The sequence below is a fragment of the Lactobacillus sp. M0396 genome, assembly GCF_016101625.1.
In the GTDB taxonomy this organism is placed as follows: domain Bacteria; phylum Bacillota; class Bacilli; order Lactobacillales; family Lactobacillaceae; genus Lactobacillus; species Lactobacillus huangpiensis.
Map to the genome: position 1 here is coordinate 271,308 of NZ_JACFQE010000003.1, position 17,440 is coordinate 288,747.

At 36.7% G+C, this 17,440-nt stretch carries 16 protein-coding genes; 15 read left to right on the forward strand and 1 reads right to left on the reverse strand.

Going from position 1 to position 17,440, the window contains the following annotated elements:
- Nucleotides 1-111 precede the first annotated feature (111 nt).
- The 15 genes from groES (at nucleotide 112) to H3T43_RS05585 (ending at nucleotide 17,063) form a co-directional block, all read left to right on the forward strand.
- Nucleotides 112-396 (forward strand): co-chaperone GroES, encoded by a 285-nt coding sequence (groES, locus tag H3T43_RS05515; protein ID WP_034980276.1) that lies wholly within the window; start codon nucleotides 112-114, stop codon nucleotides 394-396.
- A gap of 19 nt (nucleotides 397-415) precedes the next feature.
- Entirely contained in the window at nucleotides 416-2,044 is a 1,629-nt protein-coding gene (gene groL, locus H3T43_RS05520) for a chaperonin GroEL (RefSeq protein ID WP_198213168.1), read from the forward strand.
- Nucleotides 2,045-2,170: 126 nt separating this feature from the next.
- The gene (locus tag H3T43_RS05525) at nucleotides 2,171-2,839 is read left to right on the forward strand and encodes a DUF969 domain-containing protein (RefSeq protein WP_198213170.1); all 669 of its coding nucleotides are present in this window, start codon (nucleotides 2,171-2,173) and stop codon (nucleotides 2,837-2,839) included.
- 8 nt (nucleotides 2,840-2,847) lie between these two features.
- Nucleotides 2,848-3,771: a DUF979 domain-containing protein gene (locus tag H3T43_RS05530; protein WP_198213172.1), complete on the forward strand. Its 924-nt coding sequence runs from the start codon at nucleotides 2,848-2,850 to the stop codon at nucleotides 3,769-3,771.
- 19 nt (nucleotides 3,772-3,790) lie between these two features.
- On the forward strand, nucleotides 3,791-4,438 hold the full coding sequence (gene pcp, locus H3T43_RS05535; protein WP_198213174.1) for a pyroglutamyl-peptidase I: 648 nt from the start codon (nucleotides 3,791-3,793) through the stop codon (nucleotides 4,436-4,438).
- Between the two features lie 159 nt (nucleotides 4,439-4,597).
- Nucleotides 4,598-7,180 carry a DNA mismatch repair protein MutS gene (mutS, locus tag H3T43_RS05540; protein WP_198213211.1) on the forward strand — a complete coding sequence of 861 codons (2,583 nt, stop codon included), beginning with the start codon at nucleotides 4,598-4,600 and terminating at the stop codon, nucleotides 7,178-7,180.
- A 2-nt stretch (nucleotides 7,181-7,182) separates the two neighbouring features.
- On the forward strand, nucleotides 7,183-9,063 hold the full coding sequence (gene mutL / locus H3T43_RS05545) for a DNA mismatch repair endonuclease MutL (RefSeq protein ID WP_198213176.1): 1,881 nt from the start codon (nucleotides 7,183-7,185) through the stop codon (nucleotides 9,061-9,063).
- Nucleotides 9,064-9,068: 5 nt separating this feature from the next.
- On the forward strand, nucleotides 9,069-9,653 hold the full coding sequence (gene ruvA, locus H3T43_RS05550; protein WP_198213178.1) for a Holliday junction branch migration protein RuvA: 585 nt from the start codon (nucleotides 9,069-9,071) through the stop codon (nucleotides 9,651-9,653).
- 35 nt (nucleotides 9,654-9,688) lie between these two features.
- Nucleotides 9,689-10,711, forward strand: a complete 1,023-nt coding sequence (gene ruvB / locus H3T43_RS05555; RefSeq protein ID WP_370520787.1) for a Holliday junction branch migration DNA helicase RuvB — start codon at nucleotides 9,689-9,691, stop codon at nucleotides 10,709-10,711.
- A gap of 71 nt (nucleotides 10,712-10,782) precedes the next feature.
- Entirely contained in the window at nucleotides 10,783-11,247 is a 465-nt protein-coding gene (yajC, locus tag H3T43_RS05560; RefSeq protein ID WP_198213182.1) for a preprotein translocase subunit YajC, read from the forward strand.
- Between the two features lie 146 nt (nucleotides 11,248-11,393).
- Nucleotides 11,394-12,842, forward strand: a complete 1,449-nt coding sequence (gene zwf, locus H3T43_RS05565) for a glucose-6-phosphate dehydrogenase (RefSeq protein ID WP_187160591.1) — start codon at nucleotides 11,394-11,396, stop codon at nucleotides 12,840-12,842.
- Nucleotides 12,835-13,971 carry a DNA polymerase IV gene (gene dinB / locus H3T43_RS05570; protein WP_198213184.1) on the forward strand — a complete coding sequence of 379 codons (1,137 nt, stop codon included), beginning with the start codon at nucleotides 12,835-12,837 and terminating at the stop codon, nucleotides 13,969-13,971. Before zwf ends, dinB begins: the two co-directional genes overlap by 8 nt.
- A 49-nt stretch (nucleotides 13,972-14,020) precedes the next feature.
- Complete coding sequence (locus H3T43_RS05575) at nucleotides 14,021-14,977, forward strand: bifunctional oligoribonuclease/PAP phosphatase NrnA (RefSeq protein WP_198213186.1); 957 nt, start codon at nucleotides 14,021-14,023, stop codon at nucleotides 14,975-14,977.
- Nucleotides 14,970-16,331 carry a DEAD/DEAH box helicase gene (locus H3T43_RS05580; protein WP_198213188.1) on the forward strand — a complete coding sequence of 454 codons (1,362 nt, stop codon included), beginning with the start codon at nucleotides 14,970-14,972 and terminating at the stop codon, nucleotides 16,329-16,331. Before H3T43_RS05575 ends, H3T43_RS05580 begins: the two co-directional genes overlap by 8 nt.
- A gap of 213 nt (nucleotides 16,332-16,544) precedes the next feature.
- A complete protein-coding gene (locus H3T43_RS05585) occupies nucleotides 16,545-17,063 on the forward strand; it encodes a TetR/AcrR family transcriptional regulator (RefSeq protein ID WP_198213190.1) in 519 nt (172 codons plus the stop codon).
- A 54-nt stretch (nucleotides 17,064-17,117) separates the two neighbouring features.
- Here H3T43_RS05585 and H3T43_RS09435 read toward each other — a convergent pair.
- A partial coding sequence (locus tag H3T43_RS09435) for a hypothetical protein (protein WP_232350275.1) occupies nucleotides 17,118-17,440 on the reverse strand: 323 nt, incomplete at its 5' end.

The window sequence follows — 17,440 nt, forward strand, 5'->3', positions numbered from 1 at the left end:
GCATTTTTTATGAAAAGGGGTTATTATCATAAATGTAAGTTAGCACTTGATGAATAAGAGTGCTAATGACACGTAAAATAGATTAATAATTTAATTTTAGGAGGGACAAACGTGTTACAACCAATTGGTGATCGCGTGATCGTTAAAGTTAAAGAAGAAGAAGAGAAAACTGTAGGCGGAATCGTCCTGGCTTCTAATGCTAAACAAAAGCCAACAGAAGGTGAAGTTGTTGCTGTTGGTGAAGGTAGTTATGCCGAAAATGGCAGTAAAATTCCTATGACTGTCAAAAAGGGTGACGTTGTTTTATATGACAAATATTCAGGCACTGATGTCAAATACGATGACGAAAAGTATTTAGTCCTTCATGAAAAAGATATTTTAGCAATTGTTAAGTAATTAAGGAGCGCATAAAAATATGGCAAAAGAAATTAAATTTTCAGAAAAAGCAAGACGTTCCCTGTTAAAGGGCGTTGACAAATTAGCTGATACTGTTAAAGCAACTATTGGTCCTAAGGGCAGAAATGTTGTTTTGGAGCAATCATATGGCAACCCGGACATTACTAATGATGGTGTGACAATTGCAAAGGCAATTGAATTAAAAGACCACTATGAGAATATGGGTGCTAAGTTAGTTGCCGAAGCAGCACAAAAGACTAATGACATAGCTGGTGACGGTACAACTACTGCTGTTGTTTTAACTCAAGCAATTATTCGTGAAGGTATGAAGAACGTGACTGCTGGTGCTAACCCTGTAGGAGTTCGCCGCGGTATTGAAAAAGCTACTAAAGCCGTAGTTAAAGAATTACATAAGATTAGTCATACTGTTTCTTCAAAAGACCAAATTGCTCAAGTAGCTTCAGTATCTTCAGCTTCAAAAGAAGTTGGCGACCTGATCGCTGACGCAATGGAAAAAGTTGGTAATGATGGTGTTATTACTATTGAAGATTCACGTGGTATTGAAACCGAGTTATCAGTAGTCGAAGGTATGCAATTTGACCGTGGCTACCTTTCACAATACATGGTAACTGATAATGACAAGATGGAAGCAGATCTTGACAATCCATACATTTTAATCACTGATAAGAAGATTTCTAACATTCAAGACATTTTGCCATTGTTACAAGAAATTGTGCAACAAGGCAAATCATTGCTGATTATTGCAGATGATGTTTCTGGTGAAGCATTACCAACTTTGGTTTTGAACAAGATTCGTGGTACCTTTAACGTTGTTGCTGTTAAAGCTCCTGGTTTTGGTGATCGTCGTAAAGAACAATTGCAAGATATTGCCGCTTTAACTGGTGGTACAGTAATTACTGATGACTTAGGTCTTGAATTGAAGGACACTAAGATTGATCAGTTAGGTCAAGCTCGTCGCATAACTGTAACTAAGGATTCAACTACTATTGTTGATGGTTCTGGTTCTGATGAAGCAATTAAAGACCGTGAAGATTCAATTAGAAAGCAAATTGAAGAGACTACCTCTGACTTCGATAAGAAGAAATTGCAAGAACGTCTAGCTAAATTAACAGGTGGTGTCGCTGTTATTCATGTTGGTGCTGCTACTGAAACTGAATTGAAAGAACGCAGATACCGCATTGAAGATGCTTTGAACTCCACTCGTGCAGCCGTTGACGAAGGTTATGTTGCCGGTGGTGGTACAGCATTAGTAGACGTTAAGGATGCTGTTAAGGATCTTAAAGGTGATAATGCTGACGAACAAACTGGTATCAACATTGTTTTAGAGGCATTGACTGCTCCAGTCCGTCAAATTGCTGACAACGCTGGTGAAGACGGTTCGGTTATCTTGAACAAACTTGAAGGACAAGATAACGAAGTCGGTTATAACGCAGCTAATGGCAAATGGGAAAACATGGTTAAAGCCGGAATTATTGACCCAACCAAGGTAACCCGTACTGCTTTACAAAATGCTGCTTCAATTGCCGCTTTGCTCCTAACTACTGAAGCAGTTGTTGCCGAGATACCAGAAGATAAACCTGCTGCTGATCCAAATGCTGCAGGTGCTGGCAATCCAGGTGTGATGTAATTTAGTTTTTATTAGTTAATTAATAAATCCTACTAGCAATCCTGTGGGGCTTGCTAGTGGGATTTTTTTGTTACAATTCATTTTTAGTTTATCTTGGTTAAGATTATTCACTAGAAAGGAACATTAGTGGAATATTTAAGTTTGTTGGGTATTGTTGTTATAGTGTTAGGGTTTGCTTTGGGGCTTGATACAATAGCTGTAGTCGTAATTTCTGCTTTAGTTACGGCATTAGTTTCAGGAATAGATTTTACCTCATTTTTGAGAATTCTAGGTAAAGGATTTATGGATAACAGAATGGTTTCTCTTTTCTTTCTCACTTTACCAACTATTGGAATTTTAGAAAGACATGGTTTAAAACAAGCCGCTGTTAATTTAATTAAAAAAATGAAAAAACTGACACCTGGTCGTATATTCGATATTTATCAGGCCATTCGTGAAATTGCCGGTGCCTTTGGTATTTCATTACAAGGACACGTCCAGTTTATTGCGCCATTGATTAATCCAATGGCGCAAGCGGCCGGTAAGGTTAATAGCGAATTGACACCTCTAGAAGTAGACCAAATTAAAGGAAGAGCTGCTGCAACAGAAAATTTTGGTAATTTCTTTGCGCAAAACCTGTTTGTGGCTTCCTCAAGTGTTTTACTTATTGCAAGTACAATGAAATCGCTCGGTCATCCTGTAGATCCATCTGGAATAGTTTTATATACCTTCCCAGTCGCAATTATTAGCTATATTTTATGCTTGTTCTACAATCACGCATTTGACCAAAAGCTAATGAAGAAGAAAGAAAAATAGGAGAAATAATGGAAACTTTAATTAATAATATTTTACTTGCATTCTATATTTTAATTGGCCTTTTTTTCCTCGCTGCTGCTATTGAATCTTGGCGTGATCAATCTAATCCAGTCCGCTGGGGTACTGGAATATTTTGGCTTTTGTTTGCTGTGCTTTTCTGTGCTGGACAGTGGTTGCCAAATGCAATTAATGGTGGCATTATCCTGATCATTGCTTTATTATCTTTGTTTAAACAAGTGCGTGTAGGACACATAAAGGATTTAGATGAAAAAGTTGCTCAAAAAACGGTTAAACGCATTGGCAACTGGATTTTCTTACCAAGTATCCTGCTGGCAGTTTTAGCTTTGGTCATAGCCCAATTTACTAATTTAGGTGGTCAAGTAGGTATCGGTGTAGCAGCTATTGTTTCACTTGTTGTTGCACAAATTTTGACTAGATCGAATACCAAAGTAGTCTACGAAGATACACAAAGAATGGTGCGTTCTGTCGGCTCTGCCGGAATTTTACCACAATTACTCGCTACTTTGGGCGTTGTATTTACAGCTTCAGGTGTAGGACAAGTGACTGCCAAGGCTATTTCTGGTCTTTTTCCTATTGGAAACCACTTATTAGGAGTTGCGCTTTATTGTATTGCTATGGCATTATTTACAGCAATTATGGGTAATGCATTTGCTGCTTTTGCTGTTATTACAGCAGGGATTGGTATACCTTTCGTTGTGGCTCAAGGTGGTTCACCGATTGTAGTTGCAGCATTGGGAATGACATCGGGGTATTGTGGCACACTGCTTACTCCAATGGCAGCCAATTTCAATACTTTGCCAGTTGCATTAATGGAAATGAAAGATCAATTAGGTGTGATCAAACAACAATTTCCGATTGCAATTAGCATGTTGCTCATTCAAATTATTTTAATGTACTTTTTAGCATTTTAGATAGTAAGGAGAAAATATAATGAAAATTCTTGTAACAGGTTTTGATCCCTTTGGCGAGGATAAGATTAATCCTGCAATTGAAGCAGTTAAAAGACTGGACAATGAAATTGCAGGTGCAAAAATCGTGAAACTTGAAATACCAACAGTTTTTGGTGACTGTGCAGAAGTGGTTCATGAGGCTATTCTTAAGGAAAAACCAGATTATGTTTTAAATATCGGTCAAGCTGGTGGTCGTTATGCTTTGACTCCAGAACGCGTAGCTATCAATTTTGATGATGGACGTATTGCTGATAATAAAGGCTATCAACCTATTGCTAGTCCTATTCATGAAGATGGTCAAAACGCATATTTTACACAACTTCCTGTTAAGGCCATGGCACGAGCAATTCGTGAAATTGGATTGCCAAGCTCTGTTTCAACAACTGCAGGAACTTTTGTCTGCAATCATATTATGTATCAAGTGCAGTATATGATTGATAAGGAATTTCATGATTTAAAAGCTGGATTTATGCATATTCCATATTTACCTGAGCAAGTTGTTGCTAAACCTGAAACTCCATGTCTTAATTTAACAGATGATGTTAGAGGCATTACTGCTGCAATTACCGCTATTGTGAAAATGGATGGCAAAAAGGATTTACAGAGTATTGAAGGACACATTGCTTAAATTTTTTAAGCAGAAAGCATTTATTGCAACTAAAAAGCATATTGTGAAAAGAGATCGTTTTACTTGCGGTCTTTTTTCTTTTAACAAGAAGTTTAGCGTATAATAATAACAGTAATGCAGAAAAGAAGGGGAATAATGGCGCAAACAAACCTGACTCCGATGATGGAGCAATATCACGAAATTAAAAAGCAATATCCCGATGCTTTCCTTTTTTATCGGGTAGGTGATTTTTACGAATTATTTGAAGATGATGCAATCAAAGGTGCTCAAATTTTAGAATTAACTTTGACTCACAGATCTAATAAAACCGAAAATCCTGTTCCAATGGCAGGAGTTCCGCATGTAGCGGTTCAATCCTATGTAGATACTTTGGTTGAAAAAGGCTACAAGGTAGCTTTGTGTGAACAGCTCGAAGATCCTAAACAAGCTAAAGGGATGGTTAAACGGGGTATAATTCAACTTGTGACTCCCGGAACCTTGATGAATGACAAACCTAGTGAAGCTAAAGAATCAAATTATCTTACATCGGTTGTGACTACCAAAAGCTGCTTTGGACTTGCATACAGTGACTTATCTACCGGTGAAATTTATGCCACACATTTAAAGAGTTTTGCTGCCGTTTCAAATGAGTTGCTTTCTCTGCGAACTCGCGAAGTTGTTTTTAATGGACATTTAAATGACAAGGATAGTGATTTTTTTCATAAAGCAAATATTACCGTATCAGAGCCTGTTGCATTAACTGGCAAACATGCGGAGATTTCCTTTGCTGAACAAAATTTAACTAATTCTGCCGAAAAGGCAGCTGTTAGACAATTAGTAGGTTATTTATTGCAGACCCAGCGCCGAAGTTTAGCTCATTTGCAAGTAGCCCAAAGTTATGAAGTCAATCAGTATTTACAAATGTCTCATACTGTGCGAGATAACTTAGAATTAACAGCATCTGCTAAAACAGGTAAGAAAATGGGTTCACTTTTTTGGGTTTTGGATAAAACTCACACTGCAATGGGCGGACGGCTGTTAAAACAATGGCTGGCTCGACCACTCTTGTCTGTTGAACAGTTAAATAAACGGCAGGAAATGGTGCAAGCATTAATTGATGAATATTTTACTCGGGAAAATATTAATGATGCTCTTAAAGGGGTTTATGACCTGGAACGCTTAACTGGTCGAATTGCTTTTGGCAGTGTCAATGCGCGAGAATTATTGCAGTTGGCACATTCTCTCAATGCAGTACCAACAATTTTGGCTGAAATGCAAAAGGCGGATAATAAAAATTTGCAAAATTTTGCAAGACAAATTGATCCGTTAAAGGGTATTGCTAAATTAATTACTGATACTATTGTTGATCAGCCACCGGTTCTGACAACTGAGGGCGGGTTAATCAAAGATGGCGTTGATAATCAACTGGATCGTTACCGAGATGCCATGAATAATGGTAAAAGATGGCTGACCGAAATGGAGCAAGATGAACGAACCAAAACAGGAATTGAAAATTTAAAAGTAGGCTACAACAAGGTTTTTGGATATTACATTCAAGTTACAAACTCGAATAAAAGCAAAGTACCTTTAGATCGTTATACCCGTAAACAAACTTTGACCAATGCTGAGCGATATATCACACCTGAACTTAAAGAGCATGAAAACCTTATTTTAGAAGCACAAACCAAATCGACGGATTTAGAATATGATTTGTTTGTGAAACTAAGAGAAGAAGTCAAAAAATACATTCCGGCATTGCAAAAGTTAGGTGGACAAGTAGCTAAACTTGACGTTTTTTGTGCTTTTGCACAAGTTGCCGAGGACAACAATTATTGTAGACCACAATTTCATACTGATAATCAGGATGTTAAGGTTATTATGGGAAGACACCCTGTAGTTGAACAAGTGATGAAGGCAGGGTCGTTTATTCCTAATGATGTAAAATTAACAGAAAATACAGACATTTTTCTGATAACCGGTCCTAATATGTCCGGAAAAAGCACTTATATGAGGCAGATGGCACTTATTGCTGTGATGGCTCAAATCGGGTCATTTGTGCCTGCCGATAGTGCAGATCTGCCTATTTTTGATCAAATTTTTACTCGTATTGGTGCAGCAGATGATTTGATTTCAGGACAAAGTACTTTTATGGTCGAAATGACTGAAGCCAACGACGCACTACAGCATGCAACCAAGCGGAGTCTAGTATTATTTGATGAAATTGGTCGAGGAACAGCAACCTATGACGGCATGGCTTTGGCTGGAGCAATTGTCCAGTATTTACATGATGAGGTTGGTGCTAAAGTTTTATTTGCGACTCACTTCCATGAGCTAACAGCAATGGAACAGACATTGCCTCATTTAAAGAATATTCATGTGGGAGCAACTGAAGAAAACGGTAAATTAATTTTTCTTCATAAAATTTTACCCGGACCTGCTGATCAAAGTTATGGTATTCACGTTGCTCAACTTGCCGGGTTGCCGAGAAAAGTATTACGAAAAGCTACCAAATTGCTTAATAGGCTTGAAGCTCAAGGAAGTAATTTAGGTCCGGCTTCTACGCAATTAGATTTGTTTAGTTCCGCAACCGCAACAGAAGAATCTGAGTCTGTTGAAACACCTTCAGATTCTAAAGATGAATTGACTGATAAAGAAAAAGATATCTTAGATGAAATTTCTAATATTTATTTGGCTGATCAGACGCCACTGCAAGTGATGCAACTAGTCGAAAACTGGCAGGAAGATTTAAAGGATGAAAACTAGTCATGGCAAAAATACATGAGCTTTCGACCAATCTGTCTAATCAGATTGCAGCTGGAGAAGTAATTGAACGACCTGCCAGTGTGGTAAAAGAACTGGTTGAAAATGCAATTGATGCGGGCAGCAATAGAATTAGAATAGACTTTATTGATGCCGGATTGAAGCAAATTGTGGTTCAAGATAACGGCTCCGGAATTGATAACGATCAAATTGATCTTGTTTTTACCAGGCATGCAACTAGCAAAATAGCAAACGAGCGTGATTTATTTAACGTTAACACATTGGGTTTTAGAGGCGAGGCCTTAGCTTCGATTGCTGCAGTAAGTCACGTTGAAATTTTAACTAATTCTTCTGGAGAAATAGGTACACGTGCTGAGTTCTTAGGTGGAGTTAAGAAAATACAGGAAAATGCGGCTGCGAGAAAGGGCACACAGATTACTGTTAAAGACTTATTTTACAACACACCTGCGAGATTAAAATATTTACGTAGTCCGAGAACTGAAATTATGAAAATCGTTGATATTGTTAATCGGATTGCGTTAGGTTATCCCGAAATTGCATTTACGTTGATGAACGAAGGTCGAATATTATTAAGAACTGCCGGCAATAATAATTTACGACAAACAGTTTCTAGTGTTTATGGCAGAAATATTGCTGAAAAAATGCTGTCTTTTAACGGTAGTGATAATGACTTTGAAGTAAGCGGCTTAATTTCTAACCCTGAACTTACCAGATCTACACGTAATTTTATTTCGATTTTGCTTAATGGCCGTTACATTAGGAATTTCAAATTAGCCAGTGCAGTACTGGATGGCTATGGCAATAACCTTGCTGATAAACATTATCCTATAGCTGTTGTTAAGATAAAAACTGATCCGCTTTTGGTAGATGTTAACGTGCATCCCACAAAAAGAGAAGTACGTTTATCCAAAGAAACTGAATTAAGCCGTTTAATAACAAATGCAATCAGCAGTGTGCTCTTGAAGAATGAAAGAAAATCTGATGCTATCAGCAATTTGAATAATGCTACAGAGGATACTTTAGTTGATCAGTTAAAATTTAATTTAAATAAAAACGTGGTTGAAACTAAAAGACCTGAAACTCAAACTGACCAAATTAATGAAGCAGTACCTGAAAAAATTCAGCATATTCAACATACACAGTATGTGAATTTAGATACTCCACGAGATGATGATCGTTATCTGATTACTGCAACTTGGACGGATAATGTAAAAAAGCAATGTCAATTGACCCCTTTTACCAGTAAACAATCTAATAGCGGACTGATTTCTACAGGGGATGAATTACTGGCAAGTAGTTTACCAGAGCTAAGTTTTGTAGGTCAGACTAAAGTTTATATTATAGCTGCAAGTAATGATGACCTATATTTAATTGATCAAGTTGCTGCCAGAAGACTGCTTTCTTTTAAAAAGATTATACTCGAATTGTCTAGTTCTAAAATCAGCCAGCAAGGTTTATTGAGTCCTTTAATTTTGGAATTTGGCAATCTGGATTTTTTACAAATAAAAGATAAGTTGGCAGATATTAAAAAAATTGGTATTTTCTTGGAAGATTTTGGACAAGATACCTTTATATTGAGGTCTTATCCCACTTGGTTGGGCGAAGACGTCGAACATTCCGTACGTATAATTTTAGACACCTTTTTGAACATAGATGATAGCAATTCTCAAAATTTAATTAAAAGGATAGCAGCAGATCAGGCTCAAAGGGAAGTTTCGGGACGTAAAAAACTGACTTCTGCAGATTGTGGCGAAATTTTGACAAATTTAAGGCAAGTTTCTGATCCATATCATGATGCAAAGGGCAATTTGGTAATTGTGCGACTAAAGAAGAATGATTTAAGCAAAATGTTTAAGAAAGATTAATAAAAATGTATGAATATTTGAATGGCATTATTGCAATAGTTAAGCCAGATTTTATAGTAGTTGACGTAAATGGAGTCGGCTACAAGGTTTTTAGTCCCTCACCATATGCATACCAAGAGGGACAAAAAGCTCGAGTTTTTATAGAACAAATTGTGCGAGATACTGGAGTTACCTTATATGGTTTCCAGACTGAAGATGATAAAGGATTGTTTTTAAAACTTTTAAGTGTCAGTGGTATCGGACCAAAGTCTGCTTTAGCAATTATGGCTGCTGAAGACAGTAATTCTCTAGCAGAAGCAATTGAACAGGGTGAGGTGAAATACCTAACTCGTTTTCCTGGTGTAGGCAAAAAAACGGCTTCACAAATTGTCCTTGATTTAAAAGGTAAATTAGGAGACTATGTCAAGAAAGTAAATAAAGAAGCTTTAGCAGAAATAACTCCAGAATTAAATGATGCATTATTGGCATTATTGGCATTAGGTTATACTAAAAAAGAAGTAGATAGGATTACACCGGCTTTAATAGAAGAGGAAAAGACAACAGCAGATCAGTACATTAAAAAAGGACTGGCTCTTCTCTTAAAGAAGTAAATCTTGTTATAATAAAATTAATGTTTTAAAGGGAAGTGAAACAGGTGGCAGAAGACGATAACAGTATTGTTTCTGGAGAGAACCAGGGACAGGAAGAAAAGCAAGCTGAGTTTCCTTTACGTCCTCAAACTTTAAAGGAATATTTAGGTCAAAATCGTGTCAAAAAAGAAATGGCAGTTTATATTAAAGCTGCTAAAAAAAGGGATGAGGCTCTTGATCATGTTCTGCTTTATGGCCCTCCGGGATTGGGTAAAACTACCTTAGCCTTTGTGATAGCGAATGAACTAGGTGTTCATTTAAAGAGCACTAGTGGTCCAGCCATTGAAAAAGCTGGTGATTTGGTTGCTTTATTAACCGATCTGGATCCTGGTGATATTTTATTTATTGATGAAATCCATCGCTTGGCAAAGCCAATTGAAGAAGTTCTTTACTCTGCTATGGAAGATTATTATGTTGATATCGTAATTGGTGAAGGTCAAACTACCCATGCAGTACATGTTCCCTTGCCACCGTTTACTTTAGTTGGTGCAACTACTTTAGCCGGGCAATTGTCTGCACCATTGCGTGGACGTTTTGGTATTGTTGAACATCTGCAGTATTATACTGTTGATGAACTTGAAAAAATCATTTCTCGTTCTAGCAAAGTTTTTAACATTCAAATTGACCCCCAGGCCGCACATGAATTAGCTCGCAGATCGAGGGGCACACCACGTGTAGCCAACCGTTTATTGAGAAGAGTGCGTGATTTTGCACAAGTTAAAGGAGAAGAAATAATTTCTTATAAAACTACGACAGATTCTTTACGGCAATTGCAAGTTGATGATGAGGGTCTTGATCAGACTGATCGTAAAATTTTGCGTGTAATTATTGAAAAATATCATGGTGGTCCTGTAGGAATTAGGACACTAGCTGCTAATACTGGTGAAGATGTAGAAACAATTCAATCTCTTTACGAACCTTATTTGATGCAGAATGGTTTTCTGTTAATGACACCTAGAGGAAGAATGGTAACAGAGAAGGCTTATAGTCATTTGGGACTGCCGCTGCCAAACAAGTAATGCAAATGTTTGTTATTTTCTGTATAATAAATATTTAGACAATAATTAATTTTAATTTGAGGAGTGTAAAAGTGAATAATTTATTTTTAGCACAGGCTAATAATTCAGGTAGTACTATGTGGACAATCATAGTTTTTGTAGTTTTGATTGCCTTAATGTATTTTACTATGATCAAACCCCAAAAAAAGCAACAACAAAAGAAAATGGAAATGATGAATCAATTGAAGAAAGGTGACAGCGTCATCATGATTGATGGTCTTCACGGTAAAATTGATTCAGTTAATACCAAAGATAAAACTGTTGTACTTGACGCCGATGGGATTTATTTAACTTTTAGCAGAATGGCAGTACAGCAAATTTTGCCAAACAATACGACTAATGCTGAACCAGCTGCCACTTCTGAAAGTGCTGATAAAGCTGAAGAATCAGAGCAAAGTGAACCGACAACGGATCAGAAACCAGATAAGCCAGCGGAAAAGTCAACTGAAGAAAGACCAGCCAGTTCATCTGATGAAACACCTGACGATTCAAAATAAAAGTAGTTACTTAAGTGCCTTAATGGCACTTTTTTATTACCTAAAATTAGCTTGCAAAAACAGCAAATATTGCTCAAAGCGCGAGTTTACCGGCAAAATAGTATAAAATAAAGCTAGTGTAAAAAGGTAACAGAAAGGATTTTTTCATGAATAATATTCCGGTAATTATGATTATCTTTGGTGGTAGTGGAGATTTAGCACATAGGAAGCTATACCCAGCACTGTTTAATTTATTTGAACAAGGTTTAATTCACGATAATTTTGCTGTAATTGGCACGGCTCGTCGTCCCTGGTCACATGAATATTTGCGCGACCAAGTGAGTGACGCTGTGCACGAAACACATAATGAAGTGGATGAAAATGATTTAGCTGCGTTTGCCAGTCATTTTTACTATCAGTCTCATGATGTGACAAATGTGGAACACTATGAAACCTTGAAAAATTTGGCGCAAGATCTTGACGATCGATATAGTGCACAGGGAAATCGTATTTTCTACATGGCGATGGCTCCTAAATTCTTTGGTACTATTGCTGAACATATTAATGATCAACATTTAACTAGTTCGGGTTTTAACCGCATTGTTGTTGAAAAGCCTTTTGGTCGTGATCTTGCCACGGCAGAAGAGTTGAACAAGCAAATAACTGCATCTTTTGCTGAAGATGATATCTTTCGGATTGATCATTATTTAGGCAAGGAAATGATTCAGAACATTTTACCAATGAGGCTTACTAATCCATTGATTAAAAATATTTGGAATAATCATAATATTAAAAACGTTCAGGTCACTTTGGCTGAGCAACTTGGAGTTGAGGCTCGAGGTGGCTATTACGAAACAGCAGGAGCTTTGCGCGATATGGTACAGAACCATATTTTTCAGATAATTACGTTGCTCGCAATGCCGGAGCCTAAAGATCTAACTTCGCAAAGTATCCACAAAGCAAAGCAAGAACTTCTTGATAGTATGGTAATTCCCACAGAAGATGAAATTGAGCGGCATTTTGTGAGGGGGCAATATCTTGGAAGCGATGTTACCTTTGGCTATCGTCAAGAGCCTAATGTTGCTGAGGATTCTCATACGGAAACCTATGTAGCAGGTGAAGTAAAGTTTAAAAAGGGGCCATTGGCAGATTTACCAATTTATTTTAGAACTGGTAAAGAAATGAGAGAAAAGAAAAATAGGATTGACATTGTTTTAAAGCATATGTCGAATCAGTATGGCATGGCTCACTCAAATAATATTTCAATCATTATAGATCCGCAGATGCAGATTTTTATTACTATTAACGGTAAAAAAATCAATGAAACTGGAATCAGACGTGAGAATTTAAGCTACGGACTTACAAGTGAAGAGCAAAAACAGGTGCCAGATGGGTATGAACGTTTACTGCATGATGTTTTTGTAAATGATTCAACTAATTTTACTCACTGGAGTGAACTAAAAAACTACTGGAAATTTATTGACCATGTTGAAGAAGCATGGCAAAAAGAAAACGAACAGGGTCAGGAACCTGAACAATATTTGCCATACAGAATGGGTCCTAAGTCAGCTGCTAAAATTTTTGAGTCGCCGACAGAGCGTTGGATTTATGAGTAATTTTGACGATGGCCTTTTGCCTAAAAATGATACACATAGAAAAATTATTCATCTTGATATGGATGCTTTTTATGCATCTGTAGAAACACGCGATAATCCCGAATTAAAAAATAAAGCACTGGTAATTGGTCAAGATCCTAGAAATTATCACGGTCATGGTGTGATTGCAACAGCTAATTATATCGCTCGTCAATACGGTGTACACTCTGCTATGCCATCGATTAAGGCATTAAGACTGATACCGAAAAATAAATTGGTATTTTTGAGCCCAAATTTTACTAAATATCATAGTGTTTCTGCTGAAATACATCAGTTGATGCATGAAATTACTGATAACGTCCAATCTATCGCGCTTGATGAAGCATATTTGGATGTAACTGAAAACAAATTAGGGATAACCTCTGCATTGCAGATTGCAATTAATCTTCAGAAGAAAATAAAAAAAGAAGTTGGTCTTAATTGTTCTTTTGGCGTCACATATAACAAATTTTTAGCAAAAATGGGTTCTGAGTATTCGAAGCCATTCGGGCGCACTGTTATTCTGCCAGATGAAGCCAAGGAATTTTTAGCAAAACAAAAAATTGCTCAGTTTCATGGTATCGGTCCCAAAACTCAAGCGAAATTAGCAGAAATGGGCATTTTTACAGGCCATGGGTTGCAAAAAATGCATGTTCGTGATTTAATAAAACACTTCAACCGTATGGGATACTTAATGGCTGAACACGCTAACGGTATTGATTTATCACGAGTAATTCCTGATGATGAGCGTAATCGCAAATCTATTGGTATTGAACGATCCTATGAACCTAGTGTTTACAATGAGCAAACTGCACTGACAAATTTGCGTAATTATGTTAATGATCTGACTGATAAGCTAATTGAACGAAATTTTTATGCCAATACGGTTGTTTTAAAAATTCGCAACAGTGACTTCAAGACTGTTACTAAAAGGCGTAAACTTGATCATGCTACTAATAATCCATTAGAGCTATACAATGCTGCTAAAGAACTTTTTGATCCTATTTCCAGTTCATTTTTAAATGATGGAATAAGACTTTTGGGTGTGACAGCTACAGATTTTACAGAAGCAGACTATGAAAATATGGATTTGGATTTGTTTACTCAATAAAAAGTTGTTATTAGGCTGGAATCTATATAAGTAACAAAGGAGTTTAGATATGAATACTTTTACCGAAATATATCAAAAAATCACACAATATGACACCATTATTTTACATAGACACACTAGTCCAGACCCTGACGCTTTAGGTTCACAGGCTGGACTTGCACGTTCTTTAAAGCTGCAATTTCCCAATAAGCGTATTTTATGCGCGGGTGAAAATGATGAAGGAGATCTAGCATGGATCAATCATATGGATCAAGTGACTGAACAGGATTATGAAGGAGCTCTTGTAATTACAACAGACACTGGAAATACAGCCCGTATTTCTAATAAACTATATAGCAAAGGTGATTTCTTAATAAAAATTGATCATCATCCCGATGTTGAACCGTACGCTGAAATGAGTTTTGTTGATGATCAGGCTCCTGCTGCTTCACAAATTGTAGCTGATTTTATTATTACTGAAAAAATGCCACTTATTGCAGAAGTTGCCTATCCCCTTTATGCTGGAATAGTGGGTGATACCGGTAGATTTATGTATCCTGAAACAACAGATCATACTTTTAAAATTGCGGCTAAATTGGCAGCGACCGGAATTAATATTAATGAGATTGCGCGTAATATCAGTGATGTTACCTTCGAACAGGCAAAATTACAGGCCGAAGTTTTGGCGTATATGAAAGTCGATGCTAGTGGTGCAGCCTATGCAATTTTAACTCAAGATACTTTGCATAAATTGGGTGTAGATTCAGAACAAGCTTCATGTACTGTTTCTACTCCCGGTCGAATTAAGGATATCATTGCCTGGAATGTTTTTGTTGAAAAACCAGATGGTACATTCAGAGTCCATTATCGTTCAAAGGGACCAGTAATTAACGAATTAGCAGCAAAACATGATGGAGGCGGTCACGCTTTAGCAAGTGGAGCTAACGCAAAAGACATGGCGGAAGTGAAACAAATTTTCGCAGAACTAGTTCAGGTAACCAAGGAATATCAAGAGGAACATGAATAATATTTTTGAAAATGAACAGATAAATCCAGCAATTAGACAGGGATTAAAAAAGATTAACTTTGTTAAACCTACTGAAGTGCAGGAAAAAGTGATCCCTGTTTTAATGGCACACAAAAATGCTGTAGTGCAAGCAGTTACCGGTTCGGGTAAAACTCACGCCTTTTTGATTCCTGTTATGAATGAAATTGACGAGAATCTTCAATTTCCTCAGGCAATTTTGACTACGCCTAGTCGTGAACTTGCACAGCAATTGTATCAAGTAACCCGCCAATTAAGGGATGCTTCCAATCTAAACCTGTCTATTGCGTTATTAGCAGGTGGTACCGATCGTGAGCGACAAATTGAAAGTATTAGCAGACATAAACCGCAAATTATCATTGCTACTCCCGGTAGACTACATGATTTTGGTGAAAAAAAGATTTTGCCATTAGATTATGTCAAAAACTTTGTCATTGATGAGGCTGATATGACTTTGGACATGGGCTTTTTGAGTGAAATCGATTTTATTGCACAAAGATTACCCCAAAACTGTGTTTTGACTGCTTTTTCAGCCACAATTCCGGTTAAGTTGGCTAACTTTTTACGTAAATACATGGCAAAGCCTGAAACTATTATCATAGATAATCCTACCGTTATTTCTCCAACGGTCAAAAACGATTTGCTTGATATTGGCTCAAAAAGTCGCGAAAAAATACTATATCAATTATTAACAATTGGCCAGCCGTATTTAGCACTAATTTTTGCTAACACAAAGCAAACTGTTGATGAACTAGCAGAATTTCTCATTAATCAAGGCTTAAAAGTGGCCAAAATTCATGGTGGAATTACTGAGCGCGAACGTAAAAGAACAATGCGTGAAGTAGAAGCCGGACAATACCAGTATGTAGTGGCAACTGATTTAGCTGCACGTGGCATTGATATTGAAGGTGTCAGCTTAGTTATTAATTATGAAATTCCCCGTGAATTAGAATTTGTGATTCATCGTATTGGTAGAACCGGCCGAAATGGGATGAAGGGACACGCTATTACATTAATTCGTGAAGAAGAAATGAATCAAATTCTTAAGCTGGAAAAAATGGGGATCCATTTTGATTTTGTCGAAATTAAAGATAGTTCTCTGGTACCGCGAACGCATTATCATAACCGCAAATTAAGACAATCAACTTCTCAAGGCCTTGATAATAAGGTAAGAGGGATGGTAAAAAAAGCGCAGAAAAAACGTAAACCTGGCTATAAGAAAAAGATTAAAAGAGCTATTCAGCAAGATAGAGCGCAAAAAAATAAAATTGAACAGCGCAGTAAAATTCGAAAAGCTAAACGACAAAGAAAAAATAGGCGTGATAGTCAAGACTAACTTAAAATAAAAATTATATTTAAATTATTCCTAGAAAGCTAACACACGATTTCACTTAGATGTTGGCTTTTTATTTTGCATACAAATTAAAGAATCTTGTCGTTTTAAGTTCTTTTTAGCATTTTAAAAATAAAATCATTTTTTTCCAAGATAATATTGCTTGTCGTTACTATTATTGATATACTTATAGCATTATAAGCAGGAGCACTTAATATGAGTTTAACAAAGAATGAACAAGTTCTCGTGTTAGAGCTATCAAAATATAATGTCTATAAGTACACAGTCACTAAATTTTGTAAGAAATTGAATATTAACCGTGGAGTTTTTTATAGAAAATACCGTAATATTTGTGATTTGTTTACTTCGGTTTTAGCTTTACAAACTAGACGTGCATTACGAAGTATTGACGGTGAAACGATGGATCGCATGTTTTACAGGATGCTGTCGAAAATAAAAGAAAATAAGACTTTCTATATTAACCTCAATAGAATTGCGCAAAACCCACAAGAATTTTATCGTGTTTTACGAAAAGAATATGCTATAGCCATAGAGAAGTATATGCGACCTAGAGGATCATTTTCGGTTCGTAAAGTTGAATTAGTAGCAAATGGAATCTATGCTATTGTTTTCAATTGGGTTGTAGATGAGTGTAGACATGATATCAGGGATGTATACCAAAGTATTCACTTATTATTGGTTCATATTGAGCAATCTATAAAAAAACCTGACTAAACTTTAAATTTTTTTGTAAAAAAGACTTGCAAAAGGCAAAAATAATTGCTAGTATTAATAACTGTCGTCGGGCAATGAGCCGCAAGGCAAGAGGCCCCTAAGGCCGATAAAAAAATCGAGCAAAAGCAGTTGACAAAAACGAGCTGCTTTAGTAAGATAATAAACGCTGTCGGGGGAAGACGGCAAAAAGCTCCCAGAAAAAGTGCTTGACAAAAGCGAGTGAATCTGGGAAAATAAAAAAGCTGTTTTAAAGAAGCAGAAGGTAGTACCTTGAAAACTGAACAATGTTTTCGCAAAAATGTGCGGGTTTAAGAGAACCCAAAACAAAAGAGCGAAGTCAATTTCGCAAGCAAATAAATCCGAGATGCGAATCTTGG

What these genes read in the sequence shown, in the direction of transcription:
- mutS (WP_198213211.1), top strand. Translation starts at nt 4,598, where the DNA reads ATGATGGAGCAATATCACGAAATTAAAAAGCAATATCCCGATGCTTTC.
- mutL (WP_198213176.1), top strand. Translation starts at nt 7,183, where the DNA reads ATGGCAAAAATACATGAGCTTTCGACCAATCTGTCTAATCAGATTGCA.
- groL (WP_198213168.1), top strand. Translation starts at nt 416, where the DNA reads ATGGCAAAAGAAATTAAATTTTCAGAAAAAGCAAGACGTTCCCTGTTA.
- ruvA (WP_198213178.1), top strand. Translation starts at nt 9,069, where the DNA reads ATGTATGAATATTTGAATGGCATTATTGCAATAGTTAAGCCAGATTTT.
- pcp (WP_198213174.1), top strand. Translation starts at nt 3,791, where the DNA reads ATGAAAATTCTTGTAACAGGTTTTGATCCCTTTGGCGAGGATAAGATT.
- H3T43_RS05530 (WP_198213172.1), top strand. Translation starts at nt 2,848, where the DNA reads ATGGAAACTTTAATTAATAATATTTTACTTGCATTCTATATTTTAATT.
- H3T43_RS05575 (WP_198213186.1), top strand. Translation starts at nt 14,021, where the DNA reads ATGAATACTTTTACCGAAATATATCAAAAAATCACACAATATGACACC.
- zwf (WP_187160591.1), top strand. Translation starts at nt 11,394, where the DNA reads ATGAATAATATTCCGGTAATTATGATTATCTTTGGTGGTAGTGGAGAT.
- H3T43_RS05585 (WP_198213190.1), top strand. Translation starts at nt 16,545, where the DNA reads ATGAGTTTAACAAAGAATGAACAAGTTCTCGTGTTAGAGCTATCAAAA.
- dinB (WP_198213184.1), top strand. Translation starts at nt 12,835, where the DNA reads ATGAGTAATTTTGACGATGGCCTTTTGCCTAAAAATGATACACATAGA.
- H3T43_RS05580 (WP_198213188.1), top strand. Translation starts at nt 14,970, where the DNA reads ATGAATAATATTTTTGAAAATGAACAGATAAATCCAGCAATTAGACAG.